The 25,021-nt window shown below is 38.4% G+C and carries 25 protein-coding genes; 18 read left to right on the top strand and 7 right to left on the bottom strand.

The window, feature by feature from the left end:
* Positions 1-105: 105 nt before the first annotated feature.
* The 16 genes from AC07VK_RS11500 (at position 106) to AC07VK_RS11425 (ending at position 17,002) form a co-directional block, all read left to right on the top strand.
* Complete coding sequence (locus AC07VK_RS11500; RefSeq protein ID WP_492960523.1) at positions 106-684, top strand: O-methyltransferase; 579 nt, start codon at positions 106-108, stop codon at positions 682-684.
* Between the two features lie 244 nt (positions 685-928).
* Entirely contained in the window at positions 929-2,611 is a 1,683-nt protein-coding gene (gene ilvD / locus AC07VK_RS11495; RefSeq protein WP_492954806.1) for a dihydroxy-acid dehydratase, read from the top strand.
* 47 nt (positions 2,612-2,658) lie between these two features.
* The gene (locus tag AC07VK_RS11490) at positions 2,659-3,249 is read left to right on the top strand and encodes an ORF6N domain-containing protein (protein WP_492954805.1); all 591 of its coding nucleotides are present in this window, start codon (positions 2,659-2,661) and stop codon (positions 3,247-3,249) included.
* Between the two features lie 21 nt (positions 3,250-3,270).
* Positions 3,271-5,022 carry a biosynthetic-type acetolactate synthase large subunit gene (ilvB, locus tag AC07VK_RS11485; protein WP_492954804.1) on the top strand — a complete coding sequence of 584 codons (1,752 nt, stop codon included), beginning with the start codon at positions 3,271-3,273 and terminating at the stop codon, positions 5,020-5,022.
* Positions 5,023-5,069: 47 nt separating this feature from the next.
* Positions 5,070-5,708 carry an acetolactate synthase small subunit gene (ilvN, locus tag AC07VK_RS11480; RefSeq protein ID WP_440827337.1) on the top strand — a complete coding sequence of 213 codons (639 nt, stop codon included), beginning with the start codon at positions 5,070-5,072 and terminating at the stop codon, positions 5,706-5,708.
* Positions 5,709-5,822: 114 nt separating this feature from the next.
* Positions 5,823-6,212 carry a glyoxalase superfamily protein gene (locus AC07VK_RS11475; RefSeq protein ID WP_492954803.1) on the top strand — a complete coding sequence of 130 codons (390 nt, stop codon included), beginning with the start codon at positions 5,823-5,825 and terminating at the stop codon, positions 6,210-6,212.
* 18 nt (positions 6,213-6,230) lie between these two features.
* Positions 6,231-6,695: a DinB family protein gene (locus AC07VK_RS11470; protein WP_492954802.1), complete on the top strand. Its 465-nt coding sequence runs from the start codon at positions 6,231-6,233 to the stop codon at positions 6,693-6,695.
* A gap of 138 nt (positions 6,696-6,833) precedes the next feature.
* Positions 6,834-8,315 (top strand): ketol-acid reductoisomerase, encoded by a 1,482-nt coding sequence (ilvC, locus tag AC07VK_RS11465; RefSeq protein WP_029276477.1) that lies wholly within the window; start codon positions 6,834-6,836, stop codon positions 8,313-8,315.
* A gap of 107 nt (positions 8,316-8,422) precedes the next feature.
* Positions 8,423-9,835 (top strand): 3-isopropylmalate dehydratase large subunit, encoded by a 1,413-nt coding sequence (gene leuC, locus AC07VK_RS11460; protein WP_492954801.1) that lies wholly within the window; start codon positions 8,423-8,425, stop codon positions 9,833-9,835.
* A gap of 25 nt (positions 9,836-9,860) precedes the next feature.
* A complete protein-coding gene (locus AC07VK_RS11455) occupies positions 9,861-10,214 on the top strand; it encodes an antibiotic biosynthesis monooxygenase family protein (RefSeq protein ID WP_492954800.1) in 354 nt (117 codons plus the stop codon).
* A 121-nt stretch (positions 10,215-10,335) separates the two neighbouring features.
* Positions 10,336-10,923 (top strand): 3-isopropylmalate dehydratase small subunit, encoded by a 588-nt coding sequence (gene leuD, locus AC07VK_RS11450; protein WP_492960521.1) that lies wholly within the window; start codon positions 10,336-10,338, stop codon positions 10,921-10,923.
* Positions 10,924-11,043: 120 nt separating this feature from the next.
* Entirely contained in the window at positions 11,044-12,513 is a 1,470-nt protein-coding gene (locus tag AC07VK_RS11445) for an ATP-binding cassette domain-containing protein (RefSeq protein ID WP_492960519.1), read from the top strand.
* Positions 12,514-12,623: 110 nt separating this feature from the next.
* On the top strand, positions 12,624-13,715 hold the full coding sequence (gene leuB / locus AC07VK_RS11440; RefSeq protein WP_147224934.1) for a 3-isopropylmalate dehydrogenase: 1,092 nt from the start codon (positions 12,624-12,626) through the stop codon (positions 13,713-13,715).
* Between the two features lie 10 nt (positions 13,716-13,725).
* Entirely contained in the window at positions 13,726-14,886 is a 1,161-nt protein-coding gene (locus AC07VK_RS11435) for a 2-isopropylmalate synthase (protein WP_083488690.1), read from the top strand.
* Between the two features lie 272 nt (positions 14,887-15,158).
* Complete coding sequence (gene ilvA, locus AC07VK_RS11430; RefSeq protein ID WP_492960517.1) at positions 15,159-16,409, top strand: threonine ammonia-lyase IlvA; 1,251 nt, start codon at positions 15,159-15,161, stop codon at positions 16,407-16,409.
* 242 nt (positions 16,410-16,651) lie between these two features.
* Positions 16,652-17,002, top strand: a complete 351-nt coding sequence (locus AC07VK_RS11425) for a cupin domain-containing protein (protein WP_492960515.1) — start codon at positions 16,652-16,654, stop codon at positions 17,000-17,002.
* 182 nt (positions 17,003-17,184) lie between these two features.
* On the opposite strand, the gene AC07VK_RS11420 is transcribed toward AC07VK_RS11425, so the two are convergent.
* The gene (locus AC07VK_RS11420) at positions 17,185-17,745 is read right to left on the bottom strand and encodes a DUF4230 domain-containing protein (protein ID WP_492960513.1); all 561 of its coding nucleotides are present in this window, start codon (positions 17,743-17,745) and stop codon (positions 17,185-17,187) included.
* 136 nt (positions 17,746-17,881) lie between these two features.
* On the opposite strand from AC07VK_RS11420, the gene AC07VK_RS11415 reads away from it, so the two are divergent.
* Positions 17,882-18,292 (top strand): hypothetical protein, encoded by a 411-nt coding sequence (locus AC07VK_RS11415; protein ID WP_492954794.1) that lies wholly within the window; start codon positions 17,882-17,884, stop codon positions 18,290-18,292.
* A gap of 63 nt (positions 18,293-18,355) precedes the next feature.
* Here AC07VK_RS11415 and AC07VK_RS11410 read toward each other — a convergent pair whose 3' ends face one another.
* Both AC07VK_RS11410 and AC07VK_RS11405 read right to left on the bottom strand, forming a co-directional pair.
* Positions 18,356-19,564 (bottom strand): ATP-binding protein, encoded by a 1,209-nt coding sequence (locus AC07VK_RS11410; RefSeq protein ID WP_492960511.1) that lies wholly within the window; start codon positions 19,562-19,564, stop codon positions 18,356-18,358.
* A gap of 92 nt (positions 19,565-19,656) precedes the next feature.
* The gene (locus tag AC07VK_RS11405; RefSeq protein ID WP_492954792.1) at positions 19,657-20,649 is read right to left on the bottom strand and encodes an ABC transporter ATP-binding protein; all 993 of its coding nucleotides are present in this window, start codon (positions 20,647-20,649) and stop codon (positions 19,657-19,659) included.
* 132 nt (positions 20,650-20,781) lie between these two features.
* On the opposite strand from AC07VK_RS11405, the gene AC07VK_RS11400 reads away from it, so the two are divergent.
* Entirely contained in the window at positions 20,782-20,946 is a 165-nt protein-coding gene (locus tag AC07VK_RS11400; RefSeq protein ID WP_184463623.1) for a DUF6364 family protein, read from the top strand.
* 300 nt (positions 20,947-21,246) lie between these two features.
* On the opposite strand, the gene AC07VK_RS11395 is transcribed toward AC07VK_RS11400, so the two are convergent.
* From AC07VK_RS11395 to AC07VK_RS11380, 4 genes are all read right to left on the bottom strand, one after another.
* On the bottom strand, positions 21,247-22,032 hold the full coding sequence (locus tag AC07VK_RS11395) for an outer membrane beta-barrel protein (protein WP_492954791.1): 786 nt from the start codon (positions 22,030-22,032) through the stop codon (positions 21,247-21,249).
* Between the two features lie 94 nt (positions 22,033-22,126).
* Positions 22,127-22,882, bottom strand: a complete 756-nt coding sequence (locus AC07VK_RS11390; protein WP_492960509.1) for a hypothetical protein — start codon at positions 22,880-22,882, stop codon at positions 22,127-22,129.
* Complete coding sequence (locus AC07VK_RS11385; RefSeq protein ID WP_025146912.1) at positions 22,863-23,432, bottom strand: RNA polymerase sigma factor; 570 nt, start codon at positions 23,430-23,432, stop codon at positions 22,863-22,865. Before AC07VK_RS11385 ends, AC07VK_RS11390 begins: the two co-directional genes overlap by 20 nt.
* A gap of 353 nt (positions 23,433-23,785) precedes the next feature.
* Positions 23,786-24,943 carry a lipid A deacylase gene (locus tag AC07VK_RS11380; protein WP_492960507.1) on the bottom strand — a complete coding sequence of 386 codons (1,158 nt, stop codon included), beginning with the start codon at positions 24,941-24,943 and terminating at the stop codon, positions 23,786-23,788.
* Between the last annotated feature and the right edge of the window lie 78 nt (positions 24,944-25,021).

Here is a 25,021-nt window from a genome sequence, read left to right as displayed (position 1 = left end):
AGTTAAATAGTTCATTGTTGATGGCCAATTAAGCTATAAACCATCGACTAAAAAACCATCAACCAGTAACAAAATAATTAAATAATAGAAAGCGATTAAAAGCAGATGACCGAAGAAATCAATCAACACTTCCCGAAAGCCTATCAGCAAATTAATGGTGCAACAAAAGCATCAGGATTTGACATGGCTTCTGATGTGTTGACCTGCTCTTTGCTCAGAACACTTGCTGCTACAAAGCCTTCAGGTAAATTTCTGGAGCTTGGAACGGGTACAGGCTTGTCTACTTCATGGATTTTAGATGGTTTAGATCAGGAAAGTACATTGACCTCGATTGATAACGATGCTAAATTTTTAGCCATTGCCAAAACATTTCTTGGTGGCGACGATCGTTTAACATTGCTTGATACCGATGGTGCCGAATGGATTGAAAAGAATAAAGACAAAAAGTTCGATTATATTTTTGCTGATACATGGCATGGGAAATACCTGCTTTTAGAGGAAGCTTTATCTATGCTTAATACCGGCGGACTTTACATCATCGATGATATGCTGCCACAATCGAATTGGCCTGATGGCCACCAGGATAAAGCTATAAAATTGATCAAAGATTTAGAATCCCGCGAAGATCTGCACTTAACCAAGCAGGTTTGGGCAACAGGAATCGTAATCGGAGTAAAAAAATAAATAATATTAAAATAGTTCTTTTCTTTTTTTAAATAGTTAGTATGTTTGTGATTCATCAAAAACATGAATATAAACACAAACATTATTAGCAACTTAATTATTGTCATTTCTCAAAAGAGAGGTGGAAATCGTTGCGTATAATATAAAAAATATACCACATCGAAACCGCCTCCCACAAGAGGCGGTTTTTTTTTGCCTCAAAAAGAAATAATTGAAATACAACAGCATACATACAATTTAAACAATGAGCGAATTAAACAAGTACAGTAAAACATTTACACAAGACCCTACACAACCGGCAGCGCAAGCTATGCTTTACGGAATCGGATTAACTGATGCTGATATGGCTAAAGCACAGGTCGGTATTGCAAGTATGGGTTACGATGGTAACACCTGCAATATGCACCTTAACGATCTTGCAAAAGATGTGAAAAAAGGGGTCTGGAATAATGATTTAGTGGGCTTGGTTTTTAATACCATTGGCGTAAGTGATGGGATGAGCAACGGTACAGATGGCATGCGTTACTCACTCGTAAGCCGTGATGTAATAGCTGACAGCATCGAAACCATCTGCGGTGGTCAATACTACGATGGAATTATCTCTATCCCTGGCTGTGATAAAAATATGCCCGGCGCGATCATGGCCATGGCACGCTTGGATCGCCCTTCAATTATGGTTTATGGTGGAACAATTGCCCCAGGCCATTACAAAGGCGAAGAATTGAACATTGTTTCGGCTTTCGAAGCCTTAGGGCAGAAAATTTGTGGCAACCTTTCTGAGGAAGATTACCAGGGCATCATAAAACATACCTGCCCTGGTGCAGGTGCCTGCGGAGGGATGTATACTGCAAACACAATGGCATCAGCAATAGAGGCTTTAGGTATGAGTTTGCCTTATTCATCTTCAAACCCAGCAATCAGCCCAGAAAAAAAACAAGAATGTTTAGATGCGGGTAAATACATCAAAATCTTATTAGAGAAAGATATCAAACCATCTGATATCATGACGAGAAAAGCATTTGAAAATGCCATTCGTTCTATTATTATTTTAGGTGGCAGTACGAATGCAGTATTGCATTTTATTGCAATGGGTAAAGCTATCGGTATCGAAATCTCCCAGGATGATTTCCAACGCATGAGCGACGTAACACCAGTACTTGCCGATTTCAAACCTAGTGGAAAATACTTAATGCAGGATTTACATCAATATGGAGGTATCCCTGCAGTACTCAAATATTTATTGAACGAGGGTTTATTACATGGCGATTGCCTAACCGTAACCGGAAAAACTGTAGCTGAGAATTTGGCTGACGTAAAATCGATCATGGATTATGATCAAAAAATCATTCAGAAACTAAGTGAGCCAATTAAAGCAACAGGTCACTTACAGATTCTTTACGGAAACCTGGCAGAAAAAGGTTCAGTTGCAAAAATAAGTGGTAAAGAAGGTGAGAAATTTGAGGGGCCTGCACGCGTATTTGATGGCGAACACGATTTAATCGCCGGAATTTCTAGCGGACGTGTTCAACCTGGTGATGTAATCGTAATTAAAAATTCTGGTCCGGTAGGTGCGCCAGGTATGCCAGAAATGTTAAAACCAACCTCAGCAATTATTGGTGCAGGTTTAGGTAAATCAGTGGCTTTAATTACCGACGGACGTTTCTCTGGTGGCACACACGGTTTTGTGGTTGGCCACATCACGCCTGAATCTTACAAAGGTGGCTTAATCGGCCTGGTGGAAGATGAAGACCGGATTTTGATCGATGCAGTAAACAACATCATTAGCTTACAAGTAAGTGATGAAGTGATTGCCGAGCGTAGAAAAAACTATGTACAACCAGCCTTAAAAGTAACAAAAGGTGTTTTATATAAATATGCTAAAACAGTTTCAGACGCAGCTAGTGGTTGCGTAACTGACGAATATTAAAATCAAAAAATCATCCCCAGATTAATTGATTACTAAGAAAATAGATTATGCAAATAATTAAAAGTATTCAGAATAGGATTTATGAAATCCGGGGAGAAAGAGTAATGTTAGATTTCGATTTGGCATCACTTTATGAAGTTGAAACGAAGGCACTGAATCAGGCAGTAAAGCGTAACATAAAGCGTTTTCCAGATGATTTTATGTTTCAGTTAACTTCGGCTGAGTTTGAAGAGATAAGACTTCATATTGATGCAAGTAATCAAGGTACATCATCACAAATAGTGATGACAGGCGGAACCAACTTGAAGTCACAATTTGTGACTTCAAGTTGGGGAGGTACCCGAAAAATGCCTTATGCCTTTACAGAGCAAGGTGTAGCCATGTTGAGTGGTGTTTTAAAGAGCGATAAGGCGATTAATATGAACATTGCCATTATGAGGGCCTTTGTTGATGTTCGGAAAATTTTGCTGAAGCAAAGCAACCTTAACGAACAATTGACAGAAATTAAAGAACGGATTGGCGAACATGATGTTCAGCTCAACGAGCTTTATGATGCAATGGAAAATTTAATAGACGATAAAATTGCTCAATTAAAATGGAACGACAGACAAAGAATTGGGTTTAAAATTAAAGAATAGTAGAACCGCAAAAACATAACTATGGAAACTGCACAAGATACAATACAACAAAACGAGGCGAAAGCAGAAACCTCAAAAACCTTATTCAAAGGAACAGGCTCGCAAGTTTTGTTGAATGGATTAATTGAAGAAGGTGTAACCACCATTTTCGGTTATCCGGGAGGAGCAATCATGCCTATTTATGATGCTCTTTATGATTATGCCGATAAATTAGAACACATCTTGGTTCGCCATGAGCAAGGTGGTATCCACGCTGCTCAGGGTTTTGCAAGAGCAAGCGGCGAAGTTGGTGTTGTTTTCGCAACCAGCGGGCCAGGTGCAACCAATTTGGTTACCGGTTTGGCAGATGCACAGATAGACAGTACGCCATTGGTTTGTATCACCGGACAGGTTTTTGCTCACTTATTGGGAACGGATGCTTTTCAGGAAACCGATGTGATTAACATTACCACTCCAGTTACAAAATGGAATTATCAGGTTACTGATGCCAAAGAAATTCAGGAAGTATTGGCTAAAGCTTTTTACATTGCAAAAAGCGGCAGGCCAGGCCCTGTACTGATCGACATTACCAAAAATGCACAGTTACAATTGGAGGAATTTCCTGAATATGTAAAATGCAATCACATCCGCAGTTATCGCCCGAAACCAAAAGTTAGGGTTGAATATATCGAGCAGGCAGCAGAATTAATCAATTCAGCAAAAAAACCTTTCATTCTATTTGGACAAGGTGTTATTTTAGGTAAAGCTGAAGAAGAATTTAAAGCTTTTATCAATAAATCAGGAATCCCAGCTGCATGGACCATTATGGGCGAAGGTGCTATCCCAACTTCACATCCGCTAAATGTAGGTATGTTAGGCATGCACGGTAATTACGGGCCAAACGTATTAACCAACGAAGCTGATGTAATTATTGCCATCGGGATGCGTTTTGATGACCGTGTAACCGGTCGTTTAGATAAATATGCTAAACAAGCTAAAGTGGTGCATTTAGATATCGACCCTGCCGAAATTGATAAAAATGTTAAAGCAGAAGTTGGTGTTTGGGGCGACTGTAAAGAAACCTTACCCCTACTAACCAATCTGGTTAACGAAAATAAACACGAAGACTGGTTAGCCAAGTTTAGAGATTATAACCAACAGGAAATAGATCAGGTCATTACTCCTGAACTTTACCCTACAGGTGATGAAATGACTATGGGCGAAGTATTACGCAACATCAACGAAATCTGCGGTGGCGATGCCGTAATCGTTACCGATGTTGGTCAACACCAAATGGTGGCCTGTCGTTATGCTAAATTCAATAATACCCGCAGCAACATCACTTCTGGTGGTTTAGGTACAATGGGTTTTGGTTTACCAGCAGCAATTGGTGCTAAATATGGTGCACCTGACAAAACGGTTATCGCAATTATCGGTGATGGAGGTTTTCAGATGACACCTCAGGAATTGGGTACCATTATGCAGTTCGGCGCAGCAGTAAAAATTCTGATCTTGAACAACCGCTTTTTAGGTATGGTTCGCCAATGGCAACAACTTTTTCATGATAAACGTTATTCTTTCGTGAATATCACCAGCCCTGACTTCGTGGCTTTAGCAAAATCGTACTATATCGAAGCGAGCAAAGTTGATGAGCGTGCAAACCTAAGAACTGCACTAGAAACCATGATCAACCATGAAGGTTCTTATTTATTAGAAGTAATGGTTGGTAGAGAAAACAACGTTTTCCCTATGGTTCCTCAAGGAATGAGTGTAAGCGAAATCAGGCTGAAATAATGTAGAAGGTTCAAAGGCCTAAGGTTTAAGGTAAAAAAGAAATTATCATGAGTACTGAAAATACAATAGAACATAAAATAGATAAAGCCGATTTAGACGGAAAGCAGGAATATACCATTACGGTGTATGCCGAAAACCGCATTGGTTTATTAAACAGGATTGCGATTATTTTCTCGAAAAGAAAAATCAATATCGAAAGTTTAAACAGTTCCGCATCAGAAATTGAAGGAATACACCGTTTCAACATCGTTATCCACGAAGGTTACGAAGTAGTGAGAAAGCTGGCCCGTCAGATAGAAAAACAGATTGAGGTATTGAAAGTTTATTTCAACACCAACGAAGAAATTATCTGGCAGGAACTGGCGCTTTACAAAGTTTCTACAGATGAAATTGCAGAAAAAGTAACCGTAGAGCGTTTATTAAGACAATATGGTGCAAGCGCGGTGGTAATCCGTAAAGATTATACTGTTTTTGCAGTAACTGGTCACCGCGAAGAAACTGATGCTTTGGTAAAAGCTTTAGAACCTTACGAACTAATTGAATTTGTGAGATCTGCCAGAGTAGCAATTATTAAAGACAGTGCCGGTTTCCACGAAAAATTAAAGGAATTCGAAGCTTTCGAACCAGGTGAAGAATTGGTAGAAAACGAGTTTTTAGAAAAAGGACAGAAGATTTTTACGATGTAAACCACAACAAATCCGTCATTGCGAGGAGGAACGACGAAGCAATCTTTTAAACTAGTTCAAATAGATTGCTTCGGCTCACACAAACGCGGCCTCGCAACGACGAAAAACAAGAATATGAAATGCAATAAAGTCATACCGATTTTAAGAATATTCGATTACGATAAAGCAGTTGAATTTTATGTAAACTGGTTGGGCTTTAAAATAGACTGGGAACATACTTTTGAAGAAAATACCCCTGTTTATATGCAGATTTCGTTAAATGGGATTGAATTGCATTTGAGCGAACATCACGGAGATAGTTCTCCAGGTGCACATATTCATATTGATTGTACAGGTTTAAAAGCGTTTCATAAAGAAATTATAGATAAAAAGTACAAGTATAACAGGCCAGGTTTGGAGAAAACTTTTTACGGAACCTGGGCAGTAACCGTAAACGACCCGTTCTTTAACAAGATTACCTTTAACGAAGAATTAAGTGAGGCTGAAAAACAAAATGATAATTAGATAGATACGAATTATAATATGATGAACGAGGTATTTGATTTTATAATAAACTCACGCAAGGCATTTATTAAGTTAATAGATGGTTTAACAATTGAAGAATTGAATAAAATTCCCGATGGTTACAACAACAACATCATCTGGAACTTTGGTCATATTGTAGTGAGCACACAAACGCTTTGTTATGTTCGTACAGGTATATTACAAGATGCAACCTCGGTAAAATTTAACGAGTATTATAAAAAAGATACGAAGCCAACTTACACCGTAACAGAAGAAGAAGTAGCAGAACTAAAAGTTATAGCATTGGAGAGCATTGAAAAAATAAAAGAAGATTATGCGAACGAAAAATTTTCGAGCATCACTCCTTTTACAACAGCTACCTATGGCGTACAGATGAACAGCATTGAAGAAATTCTGATCACAACTATTGGCCACGACAATGTACACCAAGGTTATGCATGGGCACTGAAGAAACTGGTATAAACTGGGAGATGTGAGATAGATGAGATATGAACCGATAATAAAAAAAATCCAGTGTAATCACCTCATCTGTGCAATCAACCCGAAGGAAAAAAAAGAATATATAACGATAATTAAATAGAAATTAACCAATAAAAAACAATGGCAAATTATTTTAACACATTACCTCTTAGAGAAAAATTAAACCAATTAGGTGTTTGCGACTTCATGGACAGTTCTGAATTTTTAGATGGCGTTAGCGCATTAAAAGGCAAAAAACTGGTAATTGTTGGTTGTGGTGCACAAGGCTTAAACCAAGGTTTAAATTTAAGAGATAGTGGTTTAGATGTAAGCTACACTTTACGCAAGGAAGCAATTGAAGGCAAACGCGATTCGTGGAAAAATGCAACTGAAAACAATTTTACAGTTGGCACCTACGAAGAACTGATTCCAAATGCAGATGTAGTAATTAACCTTACTCCAGATAAACAACACACTGCTGTTGTAAATGCAATTATGCCTTTAATGAAAGAAGGTGCTACTTTGTTATATTCTCACGGTTTTAATATCGTTGAAGAAGGTATGCAGATCCGTAAAGATTTAACCGTTATTATGGTTGCACCTAAATGCCCTGGTAGCGAAGTTAGAGCAGAATATGTTCGTGGTTTTGGTGTTCCTACCTTAATTGCAGTTCACCCTGAAAACGATCCTCAAGGTAAAGGATTGGCACAGGCAAAAGCATATTGTGCTGGTACAGGCGGCCACAGAGCCGGTGTATTAAAATCATCTTTCGTAGCTGAGGTAAAATCAGATTTAATGGGCGAGCAAACCATCCTTTGTGGTTTATTGCAAACAGGTTCTATCCTATCTTTCGATAAAATGGTAGAAAAAGGAATCGATGCAGGTTATGCTTCTAAATTGGTTCAATATGGTGTTGAGGTAATTACCGAAGCCTTAAAACAAGGTGGTATTACGGCCATGATGGACAGATTAAGCAATGTAGCTAAAATCAAAGCTTTCGAAATTTCGGAAGAATTGAAAGATATTATGCGTCCATTATTCCAAAAACACCAGGATGATATTATGAGTGGCGAATTTAGCCGTATCATGATGGAAGATTGGGCAAATGGTGATAAAAACCTATTGGCTTGGAGAGCTGAAACTGGCGAAACCGCTTTCGAAAAAACACCTGCCGGTGATGTTAAAATCGGTGAGCAGGAATATTTCGATAACTATACTTTAATGGTTGCTTTTGTTCGTGCTGGTGTTGAATTGGCTTTCGAAACCATGGTACAGGCAGGTATTAAACCAGAGTCGGCTTACTACGAATCGTTACACGAAACACCACTTATTGCCAACACCATTGCACGTAAGAAATTGTTCGAAATGAACCGCGTAATTTCTGATACGGCTGAATACGGTTGTTATTTGTTCGATCAGGCTTGTAAGCCACTTTTAGGTGATTTCATGAAAAAAGTAGATACTGATTTAGTGGGTAAAAACTTCAACGAAGGTAAAGATGGCGCTGTTGATAACAGACAATTAATCGATATCAACGAGGCTATCCGCTCTCACCAGGTAGAGCAGATTGGAGCAACCTTGCGTAAAGCAATGACTGCAATGAAAGCGATTAAAACAGCATAACCTCACCCCTAAATCCCCTCTCCTAAAAGAGAGGGGACTTTGGACAGGTCTTATAAAAATAATAATTACAAACTTAAATTCCCCCTTTAGGGGGCTAGGGGGTTAAAATGTCAAAAACATTAGTAGAAAAAATTTGGGATGCTCACGTTGTAAAAAGTGAAGAAGGATTTCCTGATATTTTATACATTGATACACACTTAATACACGAGGTAACCTCTCCGCAGGCATTTGATGGTTTGCGCAAAAGAGGATTACCTGTTTTTCGTCCGAAGCAGACTGTAGCGACAGCCGATCATAATGTACCTACGTTAAATCAATTGTTGCCAATTAAAGAGGAGCTTTCGCGCTATCAGGTAGATATGTTAACGAAAAACTGTGCAGAATTTGGTGTGGAGCTTTATGGCTTAGGTCACCCTTTTCAGGGTATTGTGCATGTTATCGGCCCTGAATTGGGCATCACCTTACCAGGTAAAACCATGGTTTGCGGCGATAGCCATACCTCAACCCATGGTGCCTTTGGTGCAATTGCATTTGGTATCGGTACTTCGCAGGTAGAGCAGGTTTTTGCAACGCAATGTTTATTGCAGTCGAAACCTAAAACCATGAAAATTGAGGTAAACGGCGAGCTTGGAAAAGGTGTTGGCGCGAAAGACATTATCTTATATATTATTGCCAAAATCTCTGCCGCAGGCGGTACAGGTTATTTTATAGAATATGCAGGTTCGGCAATCGAAGCTTTAAGTATGGAAGCCCGTATGACGATCTGTAACATGAGTATCGAAATGGGTGCACGTGGTGGATTAATTGCACCAGATCAAACCACTTTCGATTACATTAAAGGAAGAGAATTTGCTCCTGCCGGCGAAGAGTGGGATAAAGCCCTGGCCTATTGGAAAACATTATATAGTGATGCTGATGCAAAATTCGATAGTGTTTTAACTTTCGATGCGGCAGATATTGCACCAATGATTACCTATGGTACCAACCCTGGAATGGGTATGGGTATTCACGAACATATTCCGGCCACTGGCGCACAACCAGAAAAAGAAAAACTTTCGTACCAGAAAGCGTTAGATTATATGGGCTTTGATGACGATTCTTCATTAATTGGGAAACCGGTTGATTATGTGTTCATTGGAAGCTGTACCAACTCACGCATTGAAGATTTACGCGAAGTTGCCGATTTTGTTAAAGATAAACGCAAAGCAGATAATGTGACTGTTTGGATTGTTCCAGGTTCAAAACAAGTTGAGCAACAAGCTAAAAACGAAGGTTTGGATAAAATTTTCGAAGCCGCTGGTTTCCAGTTACGCGAACCGGGTTGTAGTGCCTGTTTAGGAATGAACGAAGATAAAATCCCTGCAGGTAAATATTGTGTATCTACATCAAACAGAAACTTTGAAGGCAGACAAGGACAAAATGCACGTACCTTATTGGCCAGTCCGCTTACCGCAGCAGCAGCAGCCGTAACCGGAAAGATTACTGACGTAAGGGATTTTTTGGAGAAGGTTAACCCCTAAATCCCCTAAAGGAGACTTTAGCAAGATGAATAATAATATTACCAGCACTCAATTTAAAGCCCCCTTAAGGGGGTTGGGAATTTTAGAAGTTGCCATATTAAATGTAAAAGCCGGGTTATCGGCTGATTTTGAAAAAGCTTTTAGCGAAGCGCAAAAAATCATTTCTTCGATGGAAGGTTACATTTCGCATCAGCTTCAAAAATGTGTGGAGGTAGAAAATAAATATATCCTGCTGGTAAACTGGAAAACACTGGAGGCACATACCAAAGGTTTCAGGGGATCTGCAGAATACCAGGATTGGAAAAAGTTATTACATCACTTTTATGATCCTTTCCCAACAGTTGAACACTTTGAGATGGTAGAGGGTTGTAGGGCTTAAGGCGGAGGGTAAAAACTTAGAGCATAAAATTACCAGGATTAAGCAAAAGGCTTAAAGATTAAAGATAAAAAGTGGAATACAAGTCTCGCTACTTGGTACTCCCTACTTGATACTAATTGACATGAAAAAATTCACAAAATTAACATCGGCAGTAGTGCCTTTAAATATAGAGAACATCGATACCGATCAGATTATCCCTGCGAGGTTTCTAAAAGCGACCACCCGCGAGGGTTTTGGCGAAAACTTGTTCCGCGATTGGCGTTATGAAAACGATAACCAGCCTAAAGCTGATTTCGTAATGAATAACCCAACCTACAGCGGTCAGGTTTTAGTAGCTGGAAAAAACTTTGGTTGTGGCAGTAGTCGCGAGCACGCTGCATGGGCTATTCAAGATGCTGGTTTTGATGCAGTAATCAGCAGTTTCTTTGCCGATATCTTTAAAGGAAATGCTTTGAACAATGGTTTATTACCCATTCAGGTAAGTGACGAATTTTTGGCTCAGATTTTCAAAGCGGTTGAAAACAATCCAAAATCGGCCCTAGAAGTTGATCTGGAAAATCAAACGGTTACCATTGTAGAAACTGGTGCTCACGAATCGTTCGAGATCAATCCTTACAAAAAATCATGTTTGATAAACGGTTATGATGATATCGATTTCATCTTAGCCCAAAAAGAATTAATCACAGAATTTGAAGAAGGTAGAGGGTAGAAAGGTTGAAGGCCTGAAAAAGGTAAAAGACTAAAGCAGAAAGACCAAAACAGAAAGACTAAAGTAAAAAAATCCAGTGTAATCGCCTAATCAGTGTAATCATCCCGAAAGGAAAAAATAATGTTTAAACCATTTGTCTATATACAAAACCTAAACTTAAGTTACCGCAATAAAGCGGTGCTAAAGGATTTGTATTGGGAAGTAAATGTGTGCCAAAACTGGGTTTTATGGGGTGAAAGTGGCAGCGGAAAAACTTCTTTGGCTAAAGCCATTGCAGGTTTAATTCCTTCACAGGGCAGTATTGAAATCAATTACGACGCCCAAAGTAAATTACCGGCCGAAGTTTTATTTGTAGAAAGCTGGTATCAGTTTAAAAACCTCGAAGGTGTTGCAAACTTTTATTATCAGCAACGCTACACTAGCTTACAGGCCAATGATACTTTAACGGTACATGCAGAACTGGTAGCTTACGGCAAAGAAAAAGGACTTCATTTCGATTTGGTTGAACCCATTTTAGAAGCACTGGGCTTTACTACTTTTGCCAGTTCACAGCTAATCGAATTATCAAGCGGTGAACATAAAAAACTGCAGTTGGTTAAAGCCTTATGGTTAAAACCTCAATTGTTAATTATCGATCAGCCTTATACCGGTTTAGATAAAGCATCGCGAAAAAACCTGAATACACTTTTGGATCAGATTACAGCAGAGGGTGTACAATTAATTTTAATCTGTAACGATTTAGAATTCCCTGCAAGCATCGATTGTTTTGCGGAGATTATAGACGGGCAGATTGTAACCTCATTTTCAAGAGAAATTGGAGATCTTCCACCTGAAATACATAAAAGGAAAATCCCCGCTTTTTTAAAGGAGTCACCAATTTACTCATCAAATGATATGGTGAAAATGGTTGATGTTAACATCAGTTATGGCGAAAAACAGGTGCTGAAAAATATCAACTGGGAAGTTAAAGCTGGCGAAAAATGGTTATTGCAAGGTCCTAATGGCTCTGGAAAATCCACTTTATTGAGTTTAATAAATGGCGATCACCCGCAATCTTATGCCAACGAGCTTTATTTATTTGGTAACAGGCGTGGAACTGGCGAAAGCATTTGGGATATTAAGCAGCACATTGGTTTAATATCACCAGAGTTTCATTGGTACTTCGATGCCACTTCAACCGTTTGGAAATGTATTGCTTCGGGCTTTTATGATACCGTAGGCCTGTTTCAGCAATTGCCTTATACCAAAAGCGCACAAGTTGATGAGCTGATTGAATATTTTGGATTAGCCGAAAACAAAGATGAATTATTAACCGCACTTCCACTCGGCAAACAACGATTGGTATTATTAGCGCGAACAATTATAAAAAATCCGGAACTATTAATTCTGGATGAACCTTGCCAGGGTTTGGACCAACAGCAAACACGGTATTTTAACCAATTGGTTGATGAATTGTGCAGTAATGGGATGACCTTAATTTACGTTGGCCATTTTGAATCGCAGCTGCCAACCTGCATAGAAAAAAGAATATTGTTAGAAAAAGGCGAGGTGAAAGTCGTCGAAAGTTTAAACACAGAAATATTAAGCTGATGCAAGCTTAGCCACTGAAACACGGTGAACACGGAAACAAAATTTTTCTGTGATTTCTGTGCCTCCGTGGTAACCAATAAGCAAATTGCAAAGCAAAAGAGGAGTCAACAATGAAGAAGAACATTTTAGTAATACCTGGAGATGGTATTGGGCCCGAGGTTACCACTTGGGGAAAAGCAGCATTAGAGAAAATTGCCGAAATTTTTGGCCACGAATTTGTATTCGAAGAAGCTTTAATGGGCCATGCGGCTATTGAAGTTACTGGCGAGCCTTTGCCAGATGAAACTTTAGAAAAAGCAAGACAAAGTGATGCTATCCTTTTTGGCGCAATTGGTCACGCCAAATACGACAATGACCCAAGTTTAAAAGTTAGACCAGAACAAGGCCTGTTAAAAATCCGTAAGGAACTGGGTTTATTCGCTAATCTCCGCCCGATATTACTATTTGATGAACTTCTTCAAGCATCGAGCATTAAACCGGAAATTTTAAGAGGAACCGATATTTTGTTCTTCCGCGAATTAACCGGGGATGTATACTTTGGTGAAAAAACCCGCTCTGAGGATCGTAATACGGCTTCAGATTTAATGATTTATCACCGCTATGAAGTAGAACGCATTGCACATAAAGCTTACCAGGCCGCACAGCAACGTAACAAAAGATTATGTTCGGTAGATAAAGCTAATGTTTTAGAAAGTTCCCGCTTATGGCGCGAAACCGTTCAGGAAATTGCCAAACAATATCCTGACGTAGAAACAGAACACATGTTTATCGATAATGCAGCCATGCAGTTGATCAAAAACCCTAAAAAATTCGACGTGGTTTTAACCGCCAATTTATTTGGGGATATTTTAACAGATGAAGCTTCGCAGATTGCAGGTTCAATGGGTATGCTGGCTTCGGCATCTGTTGGCGAAAGCACAGGTTTCTTCGAGCCAATCCACGGTTCGGCACATGATATTGCAGGTAAAGATTTAGCTAATCCATTAGCCTCTATCCTATCGGCAGCGTTAATGTTAGAAATTGGCTTCGGACTAAAAGAAGAAGCCAAATTATTGGTTGATACCATCGACCAGGTATTGAAAGAAGGTTTTAGAACACATGACATTGCCGACCAAAATACAAACCGATTTAAAGTTTTAGGCACAGCCGAAATGGGCAAATTGGTTCTTAAATTCTTATCACAAAAATTAATCACTTCCTAAACTTAAGATTATGATTCACGACCCGAACAAAGTTTATATTTTCGACACGACATTGCGTGACGGCGAGCAGGTTCCAGGCTGCCAGTTAGATACAAACCAAAAAGTAGAAATCGCTAAATCACTTGAGCTTTTAGGTGTTGATGTGATTGAAGCTGGTTTCCCGGTATCTAGTCCTGGAGATTTTAATAGCGTAATTGAGTTATCAAAAGCAGTTACCAACCCGATTATCTGCGCGTTAACCCGTGCAAATAAAAATGATATCGACGTTGCTGCAGATGCTTTACGTTATGCAAAAAGACCACGTATCCACACTGGGATTGGTTCATCCGATTTCCACATTAAACATAAATTTAACAGCACCCGCGAAGAAATCTTAGAACGTGCTGTTGAAGCAGTAAGGTATTCGAAAAAATTTGTGGAAGATGTTGAATTCTATGCAGAGGATGCCGGCCGCGCAGATATCGAATTTTTAGCTAAAATGGTTGAAGCAGTAATTGCTGCCGGTGCCACCGTGGTAAATATTCCAGATACCAACGGTTATTGCTTACCAGACCAATATGGTTCGAAAATTCTTTTTTTGAAAGAGAATGTAAAAAATATCGATAAAGCCATTATCTCTGTGCATTGCCACAACGATTTAGGCTTGGCTACAGCCAACTCTATCGCAGGTTTACAAAATGGTGCCCGTCAGGTAGAATGTACCATAAACGGCATCGGAGAGCGTGCAGGCAATACATCTATGGAAGAAGTCGTCATGATTTTGAAAACACACAAGATTTTAGGCTTAAACACCCAAATTGATGCTACCCGTTTCTATGAAATGAGCCATATGGTGCGTAACCAGATGAATATGCCGGTACAACCAAACAAAGCAATTGTTGGTGGAAACGCATTTTCACATAGCTCAGGCATTCATCAGGATGGTTTCTTGAAAAACCGTGAAAACTACGAAATTATTAAACCAGAGGATGTTGGTTTCCCTGATGCAACCATTGTATTGACTGCAAGAAGCGGACGCCATGCCTTAAAACACCATTTAGACCGCTTAGGCCATAAATTGGAAAAAGATCATTTAGATATTGTTTACAAACAATTTTTGGTTTTAGCCGATAGTAAACAAGGTATTAACGATTACGATCTAAACCAATTGGTTGCTTTGCATTTGGCGTAAAAGCTGAAACGTTAAAGACTAAAGCGAATTGCCTTAGAAACTTTGAGGGGTGGTCCCCCTTTGGAGGGGCAGGGGGGGATTTAAGTTTGAAACACAAACCTTGCTTCCTAAACCTGATCCGATAGCTATCGGATGAAATGGGCATGAAGCGCAGTGGAATAAAATGTAAAGCAGGACTGCTGCAACCGATGGAACACCAAACCCTGCTTTACAAAAAAATACAAGTGAAATATTAGTCTCGATACTCATATCTCTCTTCTTGATACTAAATTATGAATACTACAACACCGAATACATTAGATTTTTTATCTGCATCGCAACGGTTAAAAGGCGTGGTAAAACGCACGCCTTTAGAGTTTAACGCCGGACTTTCTGCGCATTACAATGCCAATATTTATTTAAAGAGAGAAGACCTGCAGATTGTACGCTCATACAAATTACGTGGTGCCTACAATAAAATCAGCACATTGCCACAAGATGCATTAATTAACGGTGTAGTTTGTGCAAGTGCGGGTAACCACGCGCAAGGTGTGGCCTATTCATGCAAAAAATTGGGCATTAAGGGTGTTATTTTTATGCCAGAGATTACGCCGAAACAAAAGGTTAAACAGACTTACATGTTCGGTGGTGATCATGTTGAAGTGGTTTTAGTGGGCGATACTTTTGATGATTGTTTAAAAGAAGCTTTAGCTTACAGTGCAGAAAAATCAGCCACTTTTATTCCGCCTTTCGATGACGAAAAGGTAATTGAAGGCCAGGCAACGGTTGGTGTAGAAATTTACGAAGACCTACCTGATCTGGATATCATTGTAATGCCTGTAGGTGGTGGCGGTTTGGCATCAGGCGTGAGTGCTTACATGAAAACCGTTAAACCCGAAGTGAAATTGGTAGGTGTTGAGCCGCTAGGTGCACCATCAATGGTTACGGCGATGGAATACGGTGGTCCGTTTACCTTAGAAGAAATAGACCGTTTTGTGGATGGTGCCGCTGTAAAAAGAATTGGCCATATCACTTACGAATATTGCAAGGAACTGCTTGATCAGATGCATTTAATCCCTGAAGGAAAAATCTGCACAACCATTTTAAAATTGTATAACGAAGATGCCATTGTGGTTGAACCTGCCGGAGCACTATCTGTGGCTGCATTAGATCAGCTTAAAGACCAGATTGCTGGTAAAACGGTAGTTTGTATCGTAAGCGGTGGAAATAACGATATTGAGCGTATGCAGGAGATTAAAGAGAAATCTTTGCTTTTCGAAGGCTTGAAACATTATTTCATTGTACGTTTCCCACAAAGACCAGGGGCTTTAAAGTTATTCGTGAATGAGGTTTTAGGTCCACAGGATGATATTACCCGTTTCGAGTTTATTAAAAAAACAAATAAAGAAAATGGCCCTGCATTGGTTGGTATCGAGCTTTCTAATAAAAACGATTATGCAAGTTTATTACAACGCATGAAAGATTTTAAATTCGAAATTATCGAACTAAACCAAGACCAGACTTTGTTTGAATATTTGGTTTAAAGGTTTAACCGCAAAGCGCGCAGAGTTTTTCACAAAGCACACAAAGTATAATTTAATTCCTTTGTCATCCTGAGCCTGTTGAAGGATAACCGCAAAATCAAATCCGTCATTTCGAGCGAAGTGCAGCGAAGTCGAGAACCACGAAGTGCTCAGCGAAGCTAAATCTACCTCGAGACAGATCTCTCCATTCCACTGCGTTCCAGTCGAGATGACGATTTTTTTTTAACGCAAAAATATAAAATATGAATTTCAAAGACTTAAGCAACAAAGCATTAATTTCTGACAGCGATATTGATTGGGAAGATTTAGGAGCAGGCGTTAAACGCAAAATTATGGCTTACGATGATCATTTGATGCTGGTTAAGGTAGACTTTGAAAAAGACGCCATTGGCTCTATCCACAATCATCCTCACCTACAAATGAGTTACGTAGCAAAAGGAAGTTTTGAGGTTAGCATGGGCGATGATAAGAAAATTTTAAACGAAGGCGACGTTTTCTTTGCCCCGTCAAACGTATTTCATGGTGTGGTTTGCTTAGAAGCTGGATTATTGATCGATGTTTTTAATCCGTATCGGGAAGATTTTTTGAAATAAGACCGAGGCTGGCAGTTCAAGGTATGGTCATTTCGAGCGCAGTGCAACGAAGTTGAGAACTCGCAGGCTCAGCGAAGCTAAATCTGTCTTGAGATAGATCTCTCCGCTACACTGCGTTTCTGTCGTGATGACGGGATCTAGTGTGTCGATCGCGAGGAACCTTCCGCCTTAAACCTTCCACCTCATTCAAAGGTAAACCGCACATTCTTATAGCCCAATCCTTCTATAATCGGTTTAAGTACGGTTGTAGCATTGGTTTTAGTCTGTGTTAAAATACTCGATTTTTTAACCTCAGCAGTTACCTGTCTTTCGGCCGCTTTATATGCTTCATCTACCAAACCCGCTTCCCGAAAGAAAGCCATTTTTGTATCGTAAACACGCGAGTTTTTATGGTCTATTTTCACATAGCATATTTCGGGCTGTGGTAAATTTACTACAGCGGTGTCCGCATCAATATCAATATCTTCACGCGCAATTTTTGTTAAATCGATACAGCCTACCGCTTCGGCTTTAACAATCAATAAAACACTGGCTTCGGGTAAAAAGTCTGTTTTATTTTTGTGTTCTAAAACATCGCTGATCTGGTACCTTACCAGCTCCAATTTACCAATTGCCTCAATTTTTTCTACCAGAAGCTGATGTTTGCTTTCTACAGAGGTATTAATACTAAACTTTTTGGAGATAAATAAATACCCTGCTACGACTAAAATTAACCAGGGTAAGAGACGAAAAAAGAGCTTCATATTTTTAAAAAATAGGGTGCCTACATTTGTGTATTTAATCTGTTGCACAATAATTAATCCATAAATCTTCAATTATATTTTTTTGGCAACAGATTTGTAATACCAATATCACACACACAAATAAACACTAATCAACATGAAAAAACTTACCATCTTAATGCTTTGCATTGCCACACTAGGTCTGGCTTCCTGCAAAAAAGACACGATTGTTCAACCGGGCAATGCCATTTTAACTGTAGTTAAAGATATATCTACTAACGCGTGGGTATTAAGCAATGACGGAAAAACATTTACTGCAGATATTTCTGTTCCGGAAATAGATCAATATCATATTGATAATGAAGGCACCTTAGTTTACATTTCTTACAATAGCGGTGCAAGTTATATCGCGTTACCATTTGTTTATAATGTTGATGCATACAGCTTCGAAGTATATAAAGGCGGGGTATCTATCGACGTCCAAAGTTCAGATTACCAGGCAACAACTCCGATAAAACCTACATCAACAGTAAGGGTAAAAATAGTTCTTGTTGGAAACGATTTGTAGCTAGCACTTAAAATTCTAAAAAACGACTAATGTTCAATTGAACGTGGTCGTTTTTTTTATGTTCTAATTTTCCCACATTAAAAAGTCGCGGATGTAAACATGTTGTATCCCTTGATATGTATTCCCATTAAATTGACTATTGGTAATTACATATTTTGGATAGTTGTTGTCTATCAGAAGCAAGTTTTCAAATTCACGCTTGATGGTTGACTCATCTTCTAATTTTAAGGCTACCTGGACATAAATAAATTCACGTTTGCGCTCACCAATAAAATCAATTTCCTTTGTATTCATTGTGCCAACTTTTATTTTGTAGCCCAAATATAGGAGATGATTATATACTACATTTTCGAGTAGTTTGCCTAAGTCCTGCAGCCTATATCCAATAATGGCATTTCTAATGCCCGTATTTTCAAAATAAAATTTACTGCCTGTTTCAAAAATCCTTTTCCCAATAATATCATAACGGTCTACCTCATGAATAATATATGCATTTACCAAATACCCTGTATAAGTCTGTATTTGATTCGGTGCTATTTTTGTTTGTTGAGATTTAAGAAAATCACTTATTTTTTTGGCAGAAAACAAACTTCCAATATTATCTGCCAGGAAAAGAACAAGTTTCTCTAAGAAATTACTATTTCTCAGATTATATCTGGAAACAACATCCCTAAACAAAATAGTTGTATAAATGCTATTAAGATATTCAAATGCCTGCTCATTTAAAGTTAAATTAATCAGATAAGGTAACCCACCATACTTAAAATAGTGCTCCATATTTTTGTCACTATTCTTCAATTTATGAAACAATAAAAACTCAGAATATGACAAACTGTAAATGGTAAACTCAACATATCTCCCGCTTAAGTAAGTAGCCAATTCTCCAGAAAGCATTTTAGCATTGCTACCTGTAATGTATATATCATTATTTTGATCGAGTAAAAGTGATCTTAACGCTTTTTCAAAATCAGCAATATCCTGTATTTCATCTATAAAGATATAATTATGCAAATCAGGTTTTACTCTTGATAGGATGTAATCATTCAGATCATTTGCATTTCGAATAAAATCGAACTGTAAATCTTCTTTATTAATGTAAATAATATTTGCATCCTTATCCTGTCCAATAATATTGTTTATAATCTGAAAAATCAGATAACTCTTTCCCACCCTACGTTGCCCAGTTAATACCTTAATCAGGTTTTTACGTATGAAAGGTCGTATTTGGGATATGTATTTATCGCGATTTAAAATGTCAGCTGGTATATTCATGTTATAATTATAATTACAATCATATCAAATATACTAAAAAGTTATAATTATAATTATAACTTTTTAATTAAAACATAAAACTATAACTACAATTAAAACTCCAAAAAACGACTGATGTTCAATTGAACGTGGTCGTTTTTTTTATGCTCTCCCTTGTTCAGTTGCAAGGCACGAATGTTCACGCCATTTCTTTCTAAAAGCAGTTCATCATAAAAGCCTTTGTAGTACACATCCTTTACCTCATAGCGCCTACTGCTCCAACTATTGCTTATTTCGGCCCATTCGGGGTAAAACACAACGAATTCTTTTTCCGTTTTTAAACCAATTTTTTCGGCATCGGCTTTCGATAAAACCACAGCATTGCCTAAAATCTGAGCGGTGTAAATGTGTTTTGGGTGCTGGTAAATTTCTACCGGTTTTCCTGTTTGCAGCAGTTCGCCATTTTTCAGGATCAGTAACTGGTCGGCCAGGAATAAACCATCGGCTGGATCGTGAGAAACCAAAATTACAGTAACACCAGTTTCGGAGGCTACCCGTTTGATATCGGCACGCAGCTGATTTTTAAGTAAGGCATCAACCTGGCTAAAAGGTTCGTCTAAAAGTAAAACCTGTGTATCGGCAACCATTGCTTTAGCTATGGCCACACGTTGCTGCTCTCCGCCGCTCAGTTCGATAATTTTTTTGTTCTGGAGTGGCGAAATCCGGAGATGTTCCATAATCTGGAGCGTTTTCTCGGCTTTCGTTTTAAGATCGGTATTGGAGAGTTGTGAGGCAATATTATCGTAAACTTTTGCATAAATATTTAACGAAAAATCCTGCGTAACCATTTTCATCTGCTTATGGCCTGGAATGAGTTGTTCATCAGGGCCTTTAACCCTTTGATTTTCGAAAAAGATTTCACCTTCATCGGTTTTCAGCAATCCGTAAATGGATTTAAGTAAAGTCGATTTTCCACTTCCACTCTCTCCGATTATGGCCACTACATCGCCTCTTTTGATCTCGAAACTTACATTTTTAATCCCCCCGGCCTGTTCTGCCTGATATTGCTTGGTTAAGTTTTTAACGCTGATTATGGTATTGCTCACACGGTAAAGATAATAAAAAGGTGGAGGGTTTTGAGGTGGAAGGTATAAGGTTAAACCCGGTGTAATTGTTAATATTTTATTTAGAAATTCAGCGAAACTGTATTTATCTTTAAATCAACAAAATACAAAGACATGAAAGCTAAAATCACACTAACACTTGATGATGCTGTTATAGAGCAGGCCAAAATTTATGCGCAAGAGCAAGGTATAAGTTTGGATGAATTTATAGAGAATTGCTTAAAATCTTTAATCGATGAGAATAATCTTACCAAAACTTTAGAACCTGAATTCGATTAATACTTATGTATTTCGATCAGTTTTTTCCCTCTTTTTCTAACGCGATCGTCACCCTGAATTTATTTCAGGGTCTTTCATGCTAAAAAGATGTTGAAATAAATCCGATAGCTATTGGATCAGTATAAGGAATCGATCTGGACTAGACGTTTTTAAAACACTTTTAACAACTAATTACTGAATTTAAGCTTATATCAAAAAATCCTGTCTCGCCTAACCGAAACAGGATCTGTCTTATTTGTGTGTTGACGCCCTACATTTCCAAGAGGGTTTAATTAAGTCCCCTTTAGGGGATTTAGGGGTTTAGTTTAATCCGAAGGTAACCCCAAAGCTCATGTTTTTCAAGCCAGCTTGTTGAGCGGTAGTAAACATATCGTTAAAGTAATATTTGGTAAATAATCCTATACCACCATAGCCAAATCTAACTGTACCACCGTAACGAACTGATTGAAAGTGGTAGCTATCGTATTGTTTTTCTTTACCACGTTCTTCACTTACCTGTTTAATTTTTCCGTTTAGCAAAAAGCTAACCTCCGGACCTAAAACCAGGTAAAATCTTTTGCTGTTTTTGTTTTCGCTGGTACGGAATTCGAAGTTTAAGGGAATATGTACATAACTGCTCGAGAAACGGTTTTTTGAAAAATGTACAGGCGCCTGATCGGTATATACAAATTCGTTAGAATTTTTAGCAATAGTAATGTCTTTCCGCAAACGGATCAATGTCCAGTCGAACCCACCGGCTACATAAACCTTAAAGTTTGAATTAAAACGGTAGCCTAATTGCAGAACATCGAAAGAGAAAGTACTGGTTTTACCACCTTTATAATCCAAAAAATCGTTGTTTGGAGATAAGTTGAAGCTTCCATTATCGATTAACCTGGAGAAACCTAAATCAACCCTGGTAAAAGTAATTCCGCCCACAAAACGGCCTTTTTTAACTGAATCTGTAGATTTGGTTTTAATGATGATACCATGTCCTTCACTATAATCCATTTTCTTTTTGGTACTATCTTGTTGTGCAAAAGCACCTGGAGCCATAACACCGGCAAGCCCGCTTACCAAAAGTGTTGTATAAATTAGACGTTTCATATATGTGTGTTTGTTATGTTAATTGTTGTAAAGTTTAAATGTTTAATGTTAGACACTGTTAACTGATAATTGCCAACTGATCATTAAAAACTGTTTATTTCTTATTCCGTTTACCTATTTTAAATGGGCCTATATTGATCGATGCCAAAGAAGAATCATCATCATCTGTACGGAACTGGATCAGCTTATCTTTTCTTTTGTCCATTTTATTAACGATGAGGTTTACCACATCACCAACATTACGGATACCTTTATTTTGTTCGTTATCGTTAACAGGTTCATCCGTTTTAACTGGCGTTGCAACAACCGCAGTTACAACCTCTTCTTTTGGCTGTAAAATCGCCTCTTCAATTCTTGTTTTGATATCTTTTTTAGGTTCTTCTACTTTAGCTACAATTGTTTCTTGCTTTTGCATTTCAGGGGCTGTAACTATGTGCGGTTGCCCTATAACAGGCTTAACTTCTCGTTTCACCTTCGTTTTGGCAATAGCACTTACTGCCTTAGGTCGAACTGGCACAACTGGTGCGATATTTTCAACTGGTGCAACAATTGTAGCCGACGAATCTTTAACAACTGGCTCTTGTACCACTGGTTTCGCTTTTTCAATCGTGTTACTGGCCAATTGTTTACCTCCGCTGCTGGTATTTTGCTGTTGATATACCAAAACCCCAATCGTAGCGATCAATAATACAGCGGCCGCAGACAACCAATAAATCGGTATGATTCTTTTTTTCTTAGGTGTTATTTCGCTTTCAATGCTGCTCCATAAATCCCTAGAAGGTGTTACTTCTGCATCAGCAAAAGCATCCTTAAATAACTGATCAAAATCCTTATCCCGTATAGGTTGCATAACCAAATCCCTCCATTTTAATAATTTCTTCTTTTAATATTGCCCTTGCTCTCGATAGTTGCGATTTACTTGCACCCTCTGAGATCCCAAGCGTTTCTCCAATTTCTTTGTGCGAATAACCTTCAATTACGTACATGTTAAAAACCATGCGGTAACCATCTGCCAATTTTTGTATCACCTTCATTAAATCCTGCATCCCTAAAGTGCCAAAATCAAATCCGGTTGACGGTTGCTCGTAAGCTTCATCTATTTCTACCACATTTAAGCTGCGTAAATTTTTACGGTAACTTTCAATTGCAGTATTCACCATAACCCTTCTAATCCAGCCTTCAAAAGAACCATCGCCCCTGTACTCTTTTATTTTCTGGAAAATTTTAATGTACCCCATCTGCAGTACATCTTCTGCTTCCATCCTGTCTTTGGCGTAGCGCATACAAACGGCCAACATCTTCGATGCTGTTTGCTTGTAAAGCAACTCTTGCATCTTCCGGTCGCCAGCTTTGCAGCCTTCCATCAAATCGTTTATCGTATAGCTCCGCGTCAATTTCATTGTGTGTTTGTATATAGAAGATGGCGGATTACAAACAATGGTTGCATGAGGTGAGAAAAAAAGTTAAATAAAGTTAAAAACAGAATCATATCTATTGACTATCAAATAGATATGATTAAAATATTTTTTAAGAAAGATATAGATTTTTATTTGAAAATGAATATTCAGCATTTCATCGGGAGCAGCGGTCCCGCTATCCGCTTCAAAGCCTTGGTTCGTTCCTCACCTTCGTGTTTTTCGCTGTTATCGGGTTTAGTTGGCAGGGACAATGCTTAAATAACAAACCCCGTAGGTTTTAAAACCTACGGGGTTTGAAATTGTATGAACTTAATCACCCTCAACCTTTCCACCTTCTACCTTCCATCCTTTTTCACCTTAAACAATTTAAAATCCTGTTTGTAGGTTAAAAAGAATGAATGGTTAAACTGAAGTTGTTTATCGGTATTGTCTAAATCGATATGCGGTTCGAAACGAACATCAAGGTATAAATGTGGAATTAACTCTTTTTGGTAAGCATAACGCAATGAAACAATATTTCTTGCACTCTGCTTTAAGCCCGGACTGTACAGATTATCTGAAACCGATTCATAAAGCGGCATACCTTTAATTGAAATAAAGTTATTGCCTTTCCAATAAGAAGCCACCAAACTGCCCCATTTACTTTCTACACCTGCATTTAACCATAAACCAAAGCCACCTTCGTAAGCTTTTCTTTTATCAGGTGAAAAATCTTTATACACCGCAATATAATTGTCGGTATACACCTGTTTAATGTTGGTATTAATTGCTTTGTGCAGTTTTAACCCAGTCGCACCGTTAAACATGGTGGTAATGGGAATTTCTTTTAGCACATCAATCTGCCCACCTTGATGGAAAGCCAAAAATTGGGCAGGCAAACTAAATTTCCATCCATTACCTTCTGCAATGGTGCTTTCGGTAGATAAACCACCAATAATTTCTTCTTTGGCAGGATCACCCTTATAAATCATTTTCTGCCAGGCTATCCAGGCATCTAAAGTAAACTTCTTGCGCTCAACCAATAACTGTGTTCCATATTCAATTGGTGTGGTTAGGGTTCTTTCGAAATCGTATAATGGTTCGATGTACTTATGCTGAATATTACCTTCTAAACTTCCAAAAATTAAAGTAAGATTTCTTTTATGGTATTTTACACTGAACAAAGGCTTTGCATCGGAAATTCCGTTCCGCCCGAAATCCTTTCTGATAAAAGCACCAGCGGTAATCGCCAGATTAGGATGCGCGTAATAAACAATTTGAGGCTGCAACTGTGTTCCGTACAATGTATAACCATCGTGAAAATCGTTGGTATACTCGTAATTACGAACGTAGTTTAAATTATAAAAGTTGAAGTGAACCTCGTTGGTTAAGCTGCTATCGGGACGGATACGATTTTCGAAAGCCGATTGATCAAACTGTGCCGAAGCGAAATAAGTACTAAAAAGAAAAGATATTAAGAATAAGGTCTTTTTCAGACCTGTAGATGTAAACATGCGCTTGAATTTTATCGCCCAAATTTAGAATAGTTTTTTATTAAATTATCAAGTACAGGGTATCAAGTATCAAGAAGT

It is taken from the genome of Pedobacter sp. GW821-FHT01D05 (assembly GCF_059422505.1).
Note: the sequence above shows the minus strand (reverse complement) of the source record. Positions and strands in the feature narration are given on the sequence as shown.